The sequence below is a fragment of the Mycetohabitans endofungorum genome (assembly GCF_002927045.1).
Classification (GTDB): domain Bacteria; phylum Pseudomonadota; class Gammaproteobacteria; order Burkholderiales; family Burkholderiaceae; genus Mycetohabitans; species Mycetohabitans endofungorum.
On the sequence record NZ_PRDW01000025.1, the window covers coordinates 1 to 17,123 of the forward strand.

The 17,123-nt window shown below is 58.1% G+C and carries 7 protein-coding genes and 3 pseudogenes; 1 reads left to right on the plus strand and 9 read right to left on the minus strand.

Features of this window, described 5'->3' with window-relative positions; all coding sequences use genetic code 11:
- Nucleotides 1-8: 8 nt before the first annotated feature.
- The 9 genes and pseudogenes from B0O95_RS14560 to B0O95_RS14590 form a co-directional block, all read right to left on the minus strand.
- The gene (locus tag B0O95_RS14560) at nucleotides 9-245 is read right to left on the minus strand and encodes an antitoxin (RefSeq protein WP_041754719.1); all 237 of its coding nucleotides are present in this window, start codon (nucleotides 243-245) and stop codon (nucleotides 9-11) included.
- Between the two features lie 268 nt (nucleotides 246-513).
- Nucleotides 514-633 (minus strand): annotated as a pseudogene (locus B0O95_RS14565) (IS110 family transposase); the annotation flags it as partial.
- Between the two features lie 234 nt (nucleotides 634-867).
- Nucleotides 868-1,731 carry a pyridoxal-dependent decarboxylase gene (locus B0O95_RS16775; RefSeq protein ID WP_255779291.1) on the minus strand — a complete coding sequence of 288 codons (864 nt, stop codon included), beginning with the start codon at nucleotides 1,729-1,731 and terminating at the stop codon, nucleotides 868-870.
- A 15-nt stretch (nucleotides 1,732-1,746) separates the two neighbouring features.
- Nucleotides 1,747-1,977 (minus strand): hypothetical protein, encoded by a 231-nt coding sequence (locus B0O95_RS16780; RefSeq protein WP_233203425.1) that lies wholly within the window; start codon nucleotides 1,975-1,977, stop codon nucleotides 1,747-1,749.
- A 48-nt stretch (nucleotides 1,978-2,025) separates the two neighbouring features.
- Nucleotides 2,026-2,520, minus strand: a complete 495-nt coding sequence (locus tag B0O95_RS16785) for a hypothetical protein (RefSeq protein ID WP_233203426.1) — start codon at nucleotides 2,518-2,520, stop codon at nucleotides 2,026-2,028.
- Between the two features lie 41 nt (nucleotides 2,521-2,561).
- Nucleotides 2,562-14,735: pseudogene (locus B0O95_RS14575) on the minus strand (amino acid adenylation domain-containing protein); the annotation flags it as partial.
- A 266-nt stretch (nucleotides 14,736-15,001) separates the two neighbouring features.
- Nucleotides 15,002-15,388, minus strand: a complete 387-nt coding sequence (locus tag B0O95_RS14580; RefSeq protein WP_104078508.1) for an ectoine synthase — start codon at nucleotides 15,386-15,388, stop codon at nucleotides 15,002-15,004.
- 220 nt (nucleotides 15,389-15,608) lie between these two features.
- A complete protein-coding gene (locus B0O95_RS14585; protein ID WP_158249513.1) occupies nucleotides 15,609-15,842 on the minus strand; it encodes a formyltransferase family protein in 234 nt (77 codons plus the stop codon).
- 250 nt (nucleotides 15,843-16,092) lie between these two features.
- The gene (locus tag B0O95_RS14590) at nucleotides 16,093-16,380 is read right to left on the minus strand and encodes a condensation domain-containing protein (protein ID WP_146064103.1); all 288 of its coding nucleotides are present in this window, start codon (nucleotides 16,378-16,380) and stop codon (nucleotides 16,093-16,095) included.
- A gap of 525 nt (nucleotides 16,381-16,905) precedes the next feature.
- On the opposite strand from B0O95_RS14590, the pseudogene B0O95_RS14595 reads away from it, so the two are divergent.
- Nucleotides 16,906-17,034, plus strand: a pseudogene (locus tag B0O95_RS14595) (IS3 family transposase); the annotation flags it as partial.
- Between the last annotated feature and the right edge of the window lie 89 nt (nucleotides 17,035-17,123).

Genomic DNA, 17,123 nt, shown 5'->3' on the forward strand with positions numbered 1-17,123 from the left:
GCGCGGCATCACAATCCCTCGCGCTCAGCCTGCTCCTGCTCGCCGCGGCCTTCAGCCATGAAATCCGGCCCGAATTTCGCGAACTTCTTGAGCACTCCAGTCAGCGGACGACGCATCGGACGGATACGGATCTCATCGCCTACGCGCTCAATTTCGATTTCGACATCGCTCCGGTCGTAAGCAAGGTCGGCGGGAATGCGAACGGCTTGCGAGTTGCCATTCTTGAAAACGCGGGTGGTATGCATAGCGGTTCCTGATGCGTGTACTGTGGATGTACTATAGACTATCCACCGCTCTATGTAAATACGCGTATGTACATGGGCGGCGACTGCACTCCATGCCTTGAGCGGATCGTGCGTAGTCATGCCTCGTAACGAGCGTGCCTTGAGCTACTGTTACGAGGATGTTTGCCTCCACGAGCATAAAAGCCGCCCCGCGAGCCCGGAATTGTCGGCTTTTTTCGGAAAAGTCGGCGCCGCGGCCCTCAGCGGGCGTGCGTCACGGCCACCATCGCGTCGGCGTCGTTCCAATCTTGCCCATCGATTCGACTTCGCCCCCGTTGATGGCATAGGCGACTGTGATCGATTCCTTGTGCACATCCAAACCAACGTATAGCGTGCTAGCGTTGTCCATGCTGGCTTTCGTGGGAAGGTTACCGGGGTGTGGTCCATGCCCACCCATGCGGCTCTGACAGTCATGCTAACCCCCGTTGAATACCCCACGCTAGGCCAGCCACTGTCTCACGGAAAATCATACTGACTTACGAGGTAACCGTTTTTTCATAACTGTGAAGCGCAAGTTCAAAAAACGCCAACCACAAACCGAACCAGCCACCCGGCTTCTGTTTGACGCGCTTGCATGCATGCTTTAACCGCTTGTCAACGCCATCAGATCCGACAGGCGCGAACTCACGCTTGCCAGCATGCGCTGCTCGGCCAGAATGTCGTCTAACATCGCGCGCGTGGTCGTCGGGTTCGCGAGGACCACGCGAAATACGACGATTGCCCTGCCCTGCCACCGCTCGGAGGTGATACGTGTTCTGGACACAAACGAGCGGCCTGCGTCACGCTGCATTTCCTGTATGCTAACAGTCAGCGCATCAAGCGCATCTTGAATAGCGAGCTGCAATGACACGGGCCCGTTGGTTAATGCCTCGCGCACCCGCTCCGGCACGTAACGATAAGTCAAGATGCAAAGCTGCGGCGCGGTGACAAGCTCAAAATCTCGCTGGCGTTCGATCAGCGATGCGAAATAGCGCGCATTGTCGATACTCAGATCGATCAGCCGAGCGTACCCCCGGCGTCCGAGCAAGCGCAGATTCGTGTACAGCATCACCGACGCCGCGCCGCGCGATCCCTCAAGCGTATGACAGCCGAGGTCTTTCGAACCCTCGCGCACGATGTAGTTGGCGTGCTGGCGGATCTCGGCTGTCCACGTCGGCTGTCTAAACAGTACCACGCCCGCCCCCATCGGTACATACAGTTGCTTGTGCGCGTCGATGACAATGGAATCGGCGCGTTCGATACCGGCCAATCGATGACGGTGACGCGCCGACATCAGGCTTGCACCACCCCAGGCTGCGTCGACGTGAAAATGGCAGTTGGCCTCGCACGCCACATCGGCGAGCGCATCGAGCGGATCAATAGCGCCCGTCTCGGTAGTTCCCGCCATGCCCACGATCGCCATCGGACAAATGTTGCAGCGCTGTAGGTCGCGCACGGCCGCACGCAATGCGTCAATGCGAATTCAGTCCGCTGCATCCACAGGAACCTGGATCAGGTGAAGGCAACCGATTTCAAGCACACCCGCGACCTTGCGCAGCGGATAGTGCCTGCGCTCCGATACAAGGATAGTGAGCCCGTCGTAGCCGTAATGGCGAAGCGCCTGCATGAGCCCGACGCGGTTGACCCCGGCGAAGCCGGCCCCGGGACGCAGTAGATTATTGCGGCTCGCCCATAGCGCGGTGAGATTAGCCACCGTGCCGCCCGAGCAAAATCCACCGAGCGCATGATCGCCGCTATGCAGTCATCTTCGATAAAATGCATCGTCCTGACCAAAAACCAGCTTGTGCAGCATCCCGATGACCTGACGCTCAAGCGCCGTCATCGCAGCAGAGGTTCCTAGCTTCACGACATTTTGGTTTAGCGCGGTCAGCACCTTCGCGAGCGACGGTAAAAACGACGGCAGCGACGAAGTCATGTGCCCAACGAAGGTCGGCGACGCGACCGGCATGACGCGACTGAACACGTCGTCGAGCAAGTGTGCGGCGTGCACGTCAGGCAACGCCGCTGTCTCGGGAAGATCGACCATCGAGAACGTCGTTTCGGCATCGGAATGCGCACCACCCGGTTTGAACCGGTTGCTTGCAAAAAACGCGCCTGGGTGCTGCGCGATCAGCTGCTCAAGCCACACGAATTCGCCGCGATCCGCGTCGAACCATTGCAACACATCGTTCGGCTCGCGTGCTGCGCTGTCATTATCGGGCAGGCTACCATGACCATTACCGGTTAGCGCGATCACATTTGCGCTTAAGGATATTGAGCGTTTCTGCACTGTAAAGTTTATCGTACCGCATTCGTCTGTCCTTGAGTTTGTTGATTCTCCAATTCATTTAGCTTGCGGGCTAAGATGGGACCAATGATAGCCATCGGTTCCGGCTTGAGCATTGCTCCATGACTGCAGTGAACATTGCAAACTTCGATATTCCCCCGCACATAAGGGTTCCACACATCGGGTGAGACAAGCATTCCGCCTTCAGCTTCCGCTACCGTGGCTCGAAACAATAGCGCATCCCCGCCATACTGCGATGGAGAATAATCTCTTACGATACGAACATTATTTTTTGCAATTTCCTCGGTGTTTTCCAATAAATGCTTATCCATCGCCGAGGCTAACTCATTGCCATAGTGGTAGGCGAACACATCTCTGATCATCGCCTGGTCAAGTTGATTTTCTTCCTCCTCAAAAGCTTTGCCCGCAAAAGGGGTACTATCCAGTAACGCCAGCAACGCCACTTTCTCGCCCTGGTGTTCGAGTCGGACAGCCAGGCTATGCGCCACTATGCAGCCAAAGCTCCATCCTAATAAACAGTAAGGCCCTTGGGGCTGAACGCGGCGCATTTGCTCAAGGTAGTCTGACACCATCTCGTCAAGGGTCGATGCAAGCGGGCTTGTTCCATTGAGCCCGCGAGCCTGCAAGCCATAGAGGGGCTGATCAGGGTGAAAGTAACTGGACAGCCCCATATAGCTCCAGCTCAAACCAAATCCGGGATGAATACAAAAAAGAGCAGGACGGCTGCCTGTAGGCTTAAGAGGAAGCAGAACAGAAAACGAGTTTTCTTGCATCCCGTCATGCTGAACTAAATGGCGTGCTAAGCCTGCGAGGGTGGGTGCCTCAAACAGCGTGCGAATGGCGAGTTCCACCCCTAGCACATCACGAACCCGACTCATCAGGCGCATGGCCAGCAGCGAGTGGCCTCCGAGTGCAAAGAAGCTGTCGTGCCGACCCACACGTTCGACACCCAATAGCTCGGCCCAGATTTCAGCCAGCGTCGTCTCAAGTTCGCCTTGTGGCGCTTCATACGCTTGATGCGCCAGTGCGTCAGCGTCCGGTGCGGGCAGCGCACGTCGATCCAGCTTGCCGTTGGGCGTCAGCGGAAACGCATCGAGCCGCACAAATGCACTGGGCACCATATACTCAGGCAGGCTCGCCGCCACCTGTGCGCGCAAGGTGCTCGCCAGTTGCTCGTCCGCTTCGGCCTGCACATACGCCACCAGCCGCTTAGCCGAGCCCTCACCGGTTGCCAGCACCACCGCATCACGCACCTGCGGATGCGCCGTTAAGCACGCTTCGATCTCACCCGGTTCAATCCGAAAGCCGCGGATCTTCACTTGCTCGTCATTGCGCCCGAGAAACTCCAGACTGCCGTCCGGTAAATAGCGGGCCAGGTCGCCGGTTTTGTACATGCGGGCGTTTTCGACACTGCTAAATGGATCAGTGACGAAACGCTCGGCGGTCAGCTCGGTGCGATTCAGATAGCCACGTGCCACACCTACCCCGCCAATGTACAACTCGCCTACTGCACCCAACGGCACCGGTTGACTGCGCGCATCCAGTAAATAAATTCGCGTGTTGTCTAATGGTCGGCCAATGGGAACCACTTCGCCGTTGAAATCTTGCGAGCTACGCCAAACAGTTGAGCTGATAGTCGTTTCAGTGAGACCGTAAGCATTGAAGACAACCGCGCCTTGACGAACCAAATTTCGAATCAGCGTCGCCCTGGGGGCTTCGCCGCCTAAAATCAGCGTCAGAGGACTGCTCAAATGGGATAAATCTTCGCCTGCCTGCAACAGTGCGGGGGGAAGGTCCGCGCATGTGATCGCATGCTTTTCCAAATAACGCCACAGTTCAGTGCGATCATGGCGCGCTGTATCGGGCGGCAAATATAAGCTTGCCCCACTATTCAATGCGATAAACGTCTCGGACGTATTGACGTCAAAACCGAACGAAGCAAACTGCAAGATCCGACTGAAGGGACAAATGTCGAAACAGCTAATCTGAGCCTGAACAAGGTTCACGACACTTCGATGCTCGACCATCACGCCCTTCGGGGTACCGGTGGAGCCGGACGTATAGATCACATACGCCAGATGCCGGGCCGTCAGCGCGGCTACCGACGGATTCGTGTCCGGCAATGCCGGCAGGGTAGCCGGATCGAGCACCGTACACTCGGCCAACGCCGCGTCGCCCAACGCAGCGCGCCCAGCCGCATCGGCCAGCACGATCATCGGGGCAGCATCGGCAAGAATATGCGCGAGGCGCTCGGACGGATACGCGGGATCGAGCGGCACATACGCACCGCCCGCCTTCAGGATCGCCAATAGTCCCACGACCATCGCCGGTGAACGCTCGACGCAGATCGCCACGCGCACGTCCGGCTTGACACGTAACTCGATCAACTGGTGTGCGAGGCGATTGGCCTGTGCGTTCAGCTGCGCATAACTGAACGTTTGGTCCTCAAACACCAGCGCCGTCGCCTCAGGCGTGCGCTCAACCTGCGCCTCGAATAGCTGGTGCACGCACCAGTGCGACGGATACGCCTGCTGCGTCGCATTCCACGTGTTAAGCAGTAACTGGCGCTCGGCTGTTGACAGCAACTCAAGCGTGGCGACCGGCTGCTGTGGGCACGCCACCATTGAGCGCAACATCGTCTGTAGATACCCAACGTGCTGCTCAATCGTCGATCGGTCGAACAGCGCCGTCGCATACCCTAAGCTGCCGATGATCTCCTCGCCTGCTTCAGATAAGTTCAGCTCAAGATCGAACTTCGCTGCGTCATACTCCAGCTCAGCCGGCATGGCCGTGAGCCCAGGTAGGCGCCACTCGCCTGGCTCATTGTTCTGCCACGCCAACATCACTTGAAATAGCGGCGTATGATTCAATCGACGCGGCGGCTGCACGATCTCGACTACTTGCTCGAATGGCAAATCCTGGTGCGCTTGCGCGTCCAGCGTCGTGCGCCGTGCGCGCGCGACCAGCTGTGCGGTATCGGGCTCGCCCGACAGATCCACGCGCAATGCCAACGTATTGACAAAAAAGCCGATCAACGGCTCGATCTGGCGGTGGTTACGATTAGCGCTCGGCGTGCCGATGACCAAATCGTCCTGATCTGACAGGCGTGCGAGCACCGCGCTCCACGCGGCGAGCACCGTCATAAATAGCGTCGCGCCATGCTCCGCGCTTAAGCGCTTGAGCGCTCGCGTCTTGGCCGCATCAATGCGCACCGGCACCTGCGCGCCGGCAAACGACTGTTGCGCCGGGCGAGGCCGATCGGTCGGTAGCTCAAGCAGCACCGGCGCGTCAGCCAGCGTCGCGCGCCAGTAGTCGCTCTGCGTTTGAAACCGCTCACCCGCCAGCCACTGACGCTGCCAGGCCGCGTAATCCGGATACTGGATCGCCAGCGCTGGCAGTGGATCGGCTTGCGCCCCCACGTTCGCGGCGTACAGCGCGTTCAACTCACGCACCAACACGCCAAACGACCAGCCGTCCGACACGATATGGTGCATCGTGAGCACTAGCCGATACTCGTTATCAGCCAATTGGATGCCACGCGCGCGGATCAGCGGCCCCTGCACCAGATCAAACGGCGCACGCGCTTCATCGGCGCTTAAACGCGACAGCTGCGCGTCGGCATCGGGCACCCCACGCAGATCATGCCAGCGCAGCGGCACGCCTCTATCCGCCGGCAGCAATTGCACCTGCGGCTGACCCTCAACGCTCACAAACGTCGAGCGCAGCGCTTCATGACGCGCCAACAGCGCATCCAATGCCTGTTGCCAGGCGGCCCGATCGAAAGGTCCGCACACATGCAGCGCCAGCGGAATATGATACGACTTACTGACTCCCTCGAGCTGCGCGAGGAACCACAGCCGCTGCTGTGCAAACGATAATGGCAAATTGCCCCCGCGCGACACCGGTGTGATCTCAGGCAGCGTGCTAGTTTGCTGGTTCAGCTGCGCCTTCACCCCTACCGCAAACGCGGCCAGCGTCGGCGATGCAAAGAGGGCCGCAAGCGGCACGTCGGCACCGAGCGCACTGACTCGGTTCATCAAGCGCACCGCCAGCAGCGAATGGCCGCCCAGCACAAAGAAACTGTCATGCCGGCCGACCCGCTCGACCCCGAGCAATTCGGCCCAGATCGCCGCGAGCGTGGTCTCCAATTCGCCTTGCGGCGCTTCATACGCGTGCTGCGCCAGCGCGTCAGCGTCTGGCTCAGGTAGCGCCCGCCGATCCAGCTTACCATTCGGCGTCAGTGGCAACACATCCAACCGCACAAACGCGGACGGCACCATATACTCGGGCAAGCGAGCGGCCACATGCGCGCGCAGCTCGCTGGCCAGCGCGTCATCCGGCTCGGCCACCACGTACGCGACAAGCCGCTTGTCAATTCCCTCACCCAATGCAAGCACGACAGCTTCTTGCACCTGCGGATGTCTAACCAAGCATGTTTTAATCTCGCCCAACTCGATTCGAAGACCTCGAATCTTGACCTGGTGATCATTGCGTCCCAGAAATTCCAAATTCCCGTCAGATCGGTAACGCGCTAAGTCACCCGTCTTATACATGCGAGCGCCCTCACGATCGCTAAACGGATCGAGCAAGAAGCGCTCGGCGGTCAGATCAGGTTCATTCAAATAACCACGCACGACACTGGCGCCGCTGATGTACAACTCGCCAGTCGCTCTCAGCGGCACCGGCTGACCGTGTCTATCCAGTAGGTAAAGTCGGTTATGGGCAATGGGCCGACCAATCGGAATAGTGTCCTGCGTATACTCCGCTGGACAAGTCCACGCTGCCACACCAATCGTTGCTTCGGTGGGACCATACAAGTTATGCAGTTGGGCGTGGGGTAAAAGACGCTGGCAAAGCCGGACATGCGTACTCGTGAGGGCTTCTCCAGTGCAAAGCACGCGTTTGACCGCCGTGCAGCGCTGAACACCGTCAGTGGCGAGAAACATGCTGAGCATGGAGGGCACAAAATGAACCGTCGTGATGCGCTGCCGGATCATCAACTCCATTAACGCAGACGGATCCCTATGCACACCGGGCGCTGCCACGACGAGGGTCGCGCCATTGAGCAATGTGCAAAAGCACTCCCAGACCGACACATCGAAAGTCAAGGGCGCCTTTTGCAAGACACGATCGTCAGGCGTCAGTCCATACGCTTGTCGCATCCAAACGGGATGGTTCATCGACGCTTGATTTTTCTTCTGCCCGTCGTCGAGTTGAGTGACATCAAATAGATGGGCGATTTGAGCGTGTTCGACCATCACGCCCTTGGGCATGCCGGTCGAGCCGGACGTATAAATCACATACGCCAGATGGCGAGCGGTCAACTCAGGTACCTGTGGATTGGTGGTCGCGCGCTCTGGCAGTACGTTGGGATCCAGTACAGTGAATGACGCCAGAACCGTGTCGCCCAGCGCAGACTGGCCAGCCGTATCCGCTAACGCGATGGCTGACCCCGTATCAGCGAGAATATGCGCGAGGCGCTCGCACGGATACGCGGGATCGAGCGGCACATACGCACCGCCCGCTTTCATAATTGCCAATAGCCCCACGACCATTGCCGGCGAGCGCTCGACACAGATCGCCACTCGAGCGTCCGGCTTAACGCCCAGTTCAATGAGCCGATGCGCGAGGCGGTTGGCCCGTGCGTTTAATTGCGCATAGCTCAGTGTCTGCTCTTCATACACCAGCGCAGTGGCATCGGGACTGCGCTGCACCTGCGCCTCGAACAATTGATGAAGGCACTGGTGGGCTGGATAGGGAGCCGCCGTCGCATTCCATGTTTGCAGCAGTAGCTGACGCTCCTCCGCTCCCAGCATCTGCAACGTTGCCACCGGTTGTTGTGGGCAGGCTGCCATCGCCTGCAACATCGTCGTCAGATATCCCACGTGCCGCTCAACCGTTGCGGAGTCAAACAACGCGCTCGCATAATGCAAGGCACCGATGATCTCCTCGCCTGCCTCATACAAGTGCATTTCCAAGTCGAACCTAGCGATGTCGTAATCGAGTTCGTCAGGTGTGACATCCAGCCCGGGTAGGCGCCACTGCCCTGTCTCATTGCTCTGCCACGCGAACAACACCTGAAACAGCGGCGTATGATTGAGCCGGCGCGGCGGCTGCACAACTTCAACCACTTGCTCGAACGGCAGGTCTTGATGCGCCTGTGCGTCCAGCGTCGTACACCGCACGCGCTTAAGCAGTTCGCTCGTATTGGGCTCGCCGGATAAATCGACACGCAACGCCAACGTATTGACAAAAAAACCAATCAACGGCTCGATTGCGCGGTGCCCGCGATTGGCGCTGGGCGTGCCAATGACCAAATCGTCCTGGCCCGACAGGCGCGCGAGCACCGCGCTCCACGCCGCAAGCACCGTCATAAATAGCGTCGTGCCATGCTCAGCGCTTAAGCGCTTAAGCGCTTGCGTGGTGGATACATCAATGCGCACCGAAACCTGCGCGCCGGCAAACGACTGTTGTGCCGGGCGCGGCCGGTCGGTTGGTAGCTCCAGCAGCGCGGGTGCGTCGGCCAGCGTCGTGCGCCAATAGTCGCTTTGCGTCTGCAGCCGCTCACCCGTGAGCCACTGTCGTTGCCACGCCGCATAGTCTGGATACTGAACCGCCAGCGGCGGCAGCGGATCGACTTGCGCCCCGACGTTCGCCGCGTACAGCGCGCTTAATTCGCGCGTGAGCACCCCGATTGACCAGCCATCGGACACAATATGGTGTTGGGTGAGCAGCACCACGTGTTCATCATCGGCCACTTGAATGCCGCACGCATGGATCAACGGACCGCGCGCCAGATCGAACGGCGCGCGCGCTGCTTCATGGCTCAACCGCGACAGCTGCGCGTCGGCATCGGGCACCCCACGCAGATCATGCCAGCGCAGCGGCACACCCGTGTCTGCCGGCAGCAATTGCACCTGCGGCTGGCCCTCGACGCTCACAAACGTCGAGCGCAGCGCTTCATGACGCGCCAACAGCGCATCCAATGCCTGGTGCCAGGCCGCTCGATCAAGCGACCCGCGCACATGCAGCACCAGCGGAATATGATACGACTCACTGACCCCATCGAGCTGTGCGAGGAACCACAGCCGCTGCTGGGCGAACGATAGCGGCAAACTGTCTTCGCGCGACACCGGCGTGATCTCGGATAACGCATCGGTGCCTTGTTGCAAGTGGGCTTCAAGCGCCGCGGCAAACGCGGTCAACGTGGGCGTCGTGAACAAGGTCGCCAGCGGCACGTCGGCACCCAGCATTCTCACCCGGTTCATCAACCGCACCGCGAGCAGCGAGTGGCCCCCGAGCGCAAAAAAGCTGTCGTGCCGACCCACACGTTCGACACCCAATAGCTCGGCCCAGATCGCCGCGAGCGTCGTCTCAAGTTCGCCTTGCGGCGCTTCATACGCTTGATGCGCGAGCGCCTCGTCATCCGGTGCTGGCAGTGCACGCCGATCGAGCTTGCCGTTCGGTGTCAACGGCCACGCATCGAGCCGCACAAACGCGCTGGGCACCATATACTCGGGCAACGTTGCGGCCACCTGCGCGCGCAGTGTGCTCGCCAGGTGCTCGTTCGCTTCGGCCTGCACATACGCGACCAGCCGCTTAGCCGAGCCCTCACCGATTGCCAGCACCACCGCGTCGCGCACTTGCGGGTGCGCCGTTAAGCACGCTTCGATCTCACCCGGTTCAATCCGAAAGCCGCGAATCTTCACTTGCTCATCGTTGCGTCCCACAAACTCCAGATTGCCGTCCGGTAAATACCGTGCCACATCCCCGGTCTTATACAGCCGCGCATCGGCGTCCTCTGAGAACGGATCCGGCACAAAGCGCTCCGCGGTCAACTCCGGACGGTTCAGATAGCCGCGCGCGACCCCCGCGCCACCAATATACAACTCACCGACCGCCCCCAGTGGCACCGGCTGCCCGTGCGCATCGAGCAGATAAATCGTCAGATCCGGAATCCGTGTGCCCACCGGACTGCCCGCTTGCTCGCTATCTTGCTGCCGAAGTGGCCGATACGTCACATGCACGGTCGCTTCGGTAATCCCATACATGTTCACTAATTGCGGATGACGCTCGTCGTGCGTGGCATACCATGCCTGCAAGATGGCGGGCTCCAGCGCCTCTCCACCCAAGATCACATAGCGCAATTGATCCGATAAGGCGCTGTATGCTTGGCTAGCCATCAACGCCTTAAACGCACTGGGGGTCTGATTTAATACGGTGACACCTTGCTCACAAATCAACTGGTAAAAAGCGTCAGCAGAGCGAGCAATCGAATGGTGCACGATGACAAGCTTGCCGCCATAACGCAGTGCGCCCCACAGCTCCCAGACGGAGAAATCGAACGCAAACGAGTGAAAGAGGCACCAAGTATCATGCTCGTTAAAGCCATACCACGGTTGAGTCGCCTCGAACAGCCGCACCACTTGCGCATGTTCGACCATCACGCCCTTCGGGGTGCCGGTCGAGCCCGATGTATAGATCACATACGCCAGATGCCGGGCCGTCAGGCCCGCCACCGACGGGTTCGTGTCCGGCAACGCCGGCACGGTAGCCGGATCGAGCACCGTGCATGACGCGAGCCCCGCGTCGCCCAACGCAGCGCGCCCGGCCGCATCCGCGAGCACAATCGCCGGTGCTGCATCGGTGAGGATGTGCACCAAGCGCTCACTCGGATACGCGGGATCCAACGGCACATACGCGCCCCCGGCCTTTAAAATCGCCAGCAGCCCCACGACCAGTGCGGGACTACGCTGCACACAGATCGCCACTCGGGCATCGGGCTTGACGCCTAACTCGATCAACTGGTGCGCGAGACGATTGGCTTGTGCATTGAGCCGCGCATAACTGAACGTTTGATCCTCATAGATCAGCGCTAGCGCTTCGGGCGTGCGCTCGACCTGCGCTTCGAATAGCTGGTGCACACACCGATGTTTCGGATAGGCCTGCTGCGTCGCGTTCCACGTGTTAAGCAGCAACTCGCGCTCGGCCTCGGGCAGCACCTGCAACTGCTGCATCGGGGTGTCGGGTGCCACCTCCAGCGCGTCGGCCAAACTGTGCAGCGCCTGCTGCATATACGCGCATACTCGCTCAGGCTCCAGCGACGATACGCTCTGGACCGTCAGCCCCAACGCCTGCCCAAAGTCTTCCACCGACAGTGTCAGCGGGTAATTGGTGCGCTCCTGCACGCTCAAGAGTTCAACGCCCGGTAGCCCGCTGCGCTCGTTCGAATCTATTGCATTGTGCCGGTAATTGAGCAGCGCACTAAAGAGCGGCGTGCCCGCCGGCACGCCGCTGCAGCGCTGCGCGAGCGCCAGCGACGCATGCTCATGCTCGAGCAACGCCGCCAGTCGCGCGTGCGTGCTCCGCACACACGCCTGCATACTGCCGTCCAGGTCCACGCGCAGCGGCAGCGTATTGATAAAGAGCCCCATCGCACGATCGGCCCCCTCACCCGCCTGCATGCGCCCGAACAGCACGGTGCCAAACACCACGCGTTGTTGGCCGCTCGCGCGGGCGAGCACCTGCGCCCACGCCAAGTGGCATAGGCTCGCTAAGCTCACGCCCAACCGTTTGGCGTGCGCGCGCAGCCGATCGTTCAACGCCGGCGGCAGCATCCGGTGTGACTCGCTCACGTCACTGCCGTCGTGCTGTACCTGCGCGAGCCCGAACGGCAGCGTCGGCTCCTCAATGCTCGCAAGCTGCTCAGTGAAGAAACGCTCGTGCTCAGCTTGGCTCACCCCCAGCCTCGCTTGCGCGACCAGATGGCGGAACGGCTGCGCCGGCGGCAGCGTGTCGCCTCGACCCTCTATGAATGCGCCCACCTCCACGTGCATCACTTCCAGCGTCGAATGATCGCCAATCAAATGGTGCAGCCGCTGCGTGAGCAGCCAGCGGCCCTTACTGTCCTGTGCGATCGCACAGTGCAGCAGCGGCGCTTGCGTCAGATCCAAGCGCGTGTGACGCGGATCAAAGCGGCGTGCCAATTGCTCGGCGATCGGCCCATCAGCGGCGTCCAACGTTAGCTCGGTGACCGGCAACCGCGCGTGGCGCCACACCACTTGCGCGGGCATGGACATGCCTTCCCAGGCAAATGCGGTGCGCAAAATATCGTGGCGATCGATCACCTGCTGCAGCGCGTGCAGATACTGGTCAAGTCGCTCGCGCGTGTCAAAGGCCAGCTGCACCATCAGCAGATACGGATCGCCTGTGCTAGCCAGCAGATGGTGAAACAGCAGCCCGTCTTGCAGCGGTGAGAGCGCATAGATGTCCTGGATATTGGCTACGCCACCGGGCACCTGTCCGACAATCTTGTCAATGTCCGCTTGTGTCAGCTCAATGAGCGGCAGCATCGACGGCGTAATCGCACTCGTGTCGGGCGTAATCGTGTTCGCAGGCACCACCACGTCACGGTGCTGACCCAACGTCTGCGCCAACGCACTAAGTGTCGGGGTGTCAAATAGTGCCCGCACCGACACACTCAAGCCCCGACGCCGCAAGCGCTCAATGAGCTGCACCGCCAGCAGCGAGTGGCCGCCGAGCGCAAAGAAGCTGTCGTGCCGGCCCACACGTTCGACACCTAATAGCTCGGCCCAGATCGCCGCCAGCATCGCCTCGAGCTCACCTTGCGGCGCTTCATACGCTTGATGCGCGAACGCCTCGTCATCCGGTGCGGGCAGTGCACGCCGATCGAGCTTGCCGTTCGGTGTCAGCGGCAACGCATCCAGGCGCACGAATGCGGCAGGCACCATATGTTCGGGCAGCGCTGCCGCGACATGGGCATGCAGCGTACCCGCGAGTCGTGCGCCGGCTTGGGCCACTACATACGCGATAAGCCGCTTTTTGCTGCCGTCACCTTGCGCGAGCACGACCACTTCACGCACCTGTGAATGCTCGGCAAGGCACGCCTCTATCTCGCCTAATTCGATGCGTATGCCTCGTATTTTGACTTGTCGATCAGCGCGGCCGAGATATTCAATGACACCATCCGGTCGGCAACGCGCGAGATCGCCTGTGCGATAAATCCGGCTTTTGGCTTCACTATGAACGAGAAAATGCGCTTGCGTCAGTTCTGGCTGCCCCAGATACCCACGAGCCAGTTGGACGCCACCCACGTAGAGCTCACCAATTTCTCCTGCTGAGGCGGGCTGTTTTTTCTCGTCAAGAATATAAATGTTACAGTTGTCGATCGGTGAACCGATGGGAGGTAGAGCGGGCCATTCGTCTGTGTTGGCCGGTAAGGTATAGGATGTCACATCCTGTACTTCGGTCGAGCCATAATGATTGTGAAGCCGTGCGCGGCTTGCCTTGAACATTGCCGCAATCTCGGGCGTGATGCGTAACTGCTCGCCTGCGGTGATGACGTCCACCAACGCAGGGGGGAAGCCTTTTGTGCCGATCTCCACTGCAAGCTGTTGCAACATCACGAACGGCAAATAAATTTTTTGTACTCTTTTTCTGTCAAGCAATTCCAGCAAAGCCGGCGGATCGTGACGTACCTCTTCAGGCGCGATGACTAGCGTTCCTCCACCACACCATGTTGAAAAGATCTCGTGAAACGAAATATCGAAATTTAAGGAGGCAAACTGCAGAACAACGCTGTGCTGGGTAGGCTTCCACTTGTTAAGGTGCCATCGAACCAGATTAGTCAAGGCCTTATGCTCCATCATCACGCCTTTAGGCTTTCCAGTGGAGCCCGATGTGTATAGAACGTAAGCCAGATTATCGGGTGTGACAACTGAAGTAATATTAGGTTCTTGTTTCTCAGAGTCGGCAGTGGCCCGATCCAGACAGATGGTGTGACTGTCATAAAAGGCTTTGGCAAAATCCGATTTATCGGCAAGTAAGGTGCTCGTTGTGACAACTACCTGCGGTTTCGCGTCTTTTATGATATAGCGTAAGCGATCCGCCGGGTACGCAGGGTCCAGTGGCAAGCAAGCTCCCCCTGCTTTCAGGGTAGCAAGCAATGAAACAGCCAGATCAATTGATCGATGCAAGCATATCGCCACGAAACTGTCTGGCTGAACCCCACAGGAAACTAGCTGTTGAGCCAAACGGTTTGCTCTATGTTCGAGCTCTTCGTAGGTTAGAGAATTTGTCCCATATTCGACAGCGACCATTTGGGGAGTACGCAAGGCCTGAGTTTGAAAAGCCTGATGAAGGCAAGCGTTGAATACATCCCCCTGCCAAGTGTCGACTTGAGACATAAACTTAACCCCTATAAAAGGCTAATACCGTGCACTAGTTGTCGGACTGCCTCTGATGAAAATCAGAAAAAACTGTTTTATCAATGCGGTAACGTTTTAACGCCCACGCGATTGCGCATTGGCTCTTTAGCCGATTTTAAAAAATTTGCAAAGGATAACCTTACGCAGATTCAACCAAATGGCTATTGGCGCCACAAGACGACGGGTTCTTTAGCTGACCTATCTCAGTAGGCGGAGGCAGTGTTGGCGCATGATAGGTCGTGGCGTTCGTCGCCCTTCAAAGCGGGCGAGAAAACACAGATCAATCGCAGCTCATCGTGAGCGATCAAGTAATGAGCTTCGTTTTTATCAAGAGCATACATTGTGCCCGGGGAGATATCAAATGTTTCGCCTGTTTTAGCATTTCGAACCTGTCCGGTACCACTGATGCAATAACAAGCTTCAAGATGGTTCCGATACTCAAGGAGCGAAGACGTTCCCGCTTCAACAATTGTATCGTTAAGCGAGAACTGCATTCCATCTACTTCGGTTAGAAAACGGCGGCTCCATCCATTTCCCCACGGAATATGTCGATCCGTCTTCATTAATTCATTCAAGTTCCTAACGATCATAACCGTCACTCCTCATGGTAAATAACCTGATCTACCAATAAAAAATGTCAATGAGCATCTTCTGGCCGCCAAACACTAGTTGTTGCCACCCGACACACATTACTACAGCACACCTGCATGCATTCAACGAAGTGCGCCTTACGCACACTCAGCTTGATGGGTAAGCGGTAGCTAACAACTTTATAACCATTTCACTCCAGGAAACCCAGTTTGTCAACCATCAAGACGCATATTCCAATTCATGGGCCAGCAATGCGCATGACGTGGCGTGGTTACCTGCATAACGCGGCAGAGGCGCGTCGTGATAATTGAATGCGTCTTCGCGGATCCGCTTGATCAGTGAGGCTGGTAGGATCAATGGATTGACAACCGAAAACAGCCAATCTACCGGATGTTGTTCAATATAAATGTCCAATGCATCGACTGTGTCGATACAATGAATCGCTTCATGCACTGCCCATGCTTTCAACACCGCGTCGGTGGCCAGTACTACGTCGACGGCATGTCCTGCGGCAACGAGTTGCTACGCGCAGTACATGGCCAATGTGCCACTGCCCACAATCGCACATGAACGGGACGGGACTGGTTGGCATTAAGTTGACTGTGGATCGATGGCAGGGTTGGATGAAGGAGAAGAAACTGCGTTACTTTCAATCGAAGACTCCAGCCCCATTATTGTGTCCTTCATATTCGCTCCGCGTTCATCAAAAAGAATATTGCATTGGATTAAGCGACTGCTGATAATCGGCTTGCATCCACGCGTCGGCCGCCGCCTGTGGATCCACTTCTGCCGTCAGATTCAGTACCGGCATTGACCATGCGGGTGCACCGATCTTCTGCCGCAACCCGTCATCGCTGTCAACAAATTGCAAGCGCAGGGTGTCGGCTTCATCGATAACTTGACGCAGTGCCGCTTCAAAGACGGCCGTGTCAATCGTGCCATCGATCACCGTGTACTGCGCAATGTTGTAGACCGGACTGTCTAGATGCAGCTGCTACGCGAGCCAAATCTCCGTTTGGGCAGTGGATAATGCATACGTAACGGGCGTGATGCTAGTATCCATAACAACGTTCCGATTCAGGCGACCAAGCGGCCTGATATTTAATAGGTATACAAATCAATATAACGACGCACTCTGAATCTATTGTTGCTCTTCAGGAACCACTATGACTTTTATGACACGTCGCGTGCAATCCTTAGCCATTCACTGTGGGGATCGAGGCCACTCATCGGCACGCGCCAGTGCGCCACTCGTACCACTTGGCCGGCCAATGATCACGCCACGCTCAATTGACGTCAGGCTTTAGCGAAAACACTGGGCATAACGCGCGTGGCGCTATGCGCGAATTGGCGTTACAGTCAGTCAAGCAAGATAGTTGTAAAGAACAGGACAAGCGCCTGAACCGTACAGGCGCGGCGTCATGAGGTTCAGTACTGGGGTACTGCTTCATTTTTCCTTCCAGACATCACTTCCATTGAGCCATAGGGCTACTGAGGTTAACCCAAAAAGCAGAGGCTGTCATTGCGGCATAAGAGGCCGCGGCGAAACAAGGCGGCGCGGCTGCGGCAGCCCAAACAGATCGTGACCGCGATCAATGAAATTTGGAGTATGGACTTCGTCGCTGACGCACTGTTTGACGTGAGGCTACCCCAAAAAACTGGGCCATTCAAAAGTAGAAAAATCCGGCATGATGCAACCTTGACAAGCAGAAGGTCATGTCGTGAAGAAGAGCC

Excerpts from the sequence above, each read along its gene's own strand:
- B0O95_RS14560 (WP_041754719.1), bottom strand. The coding sequence starts at position 245 with ATGCATACCACCCGCGTTTTCAAGAATGGCAACTCGCAAGCCGTTCGC.
- B0O95_RS14580 (WP_104078508.1), bottom strand. The coding sequence starts at position 15,388 with ATGATCGTTAGGAACTTGAATGAATTAATGAAGACGGATCGACATATT.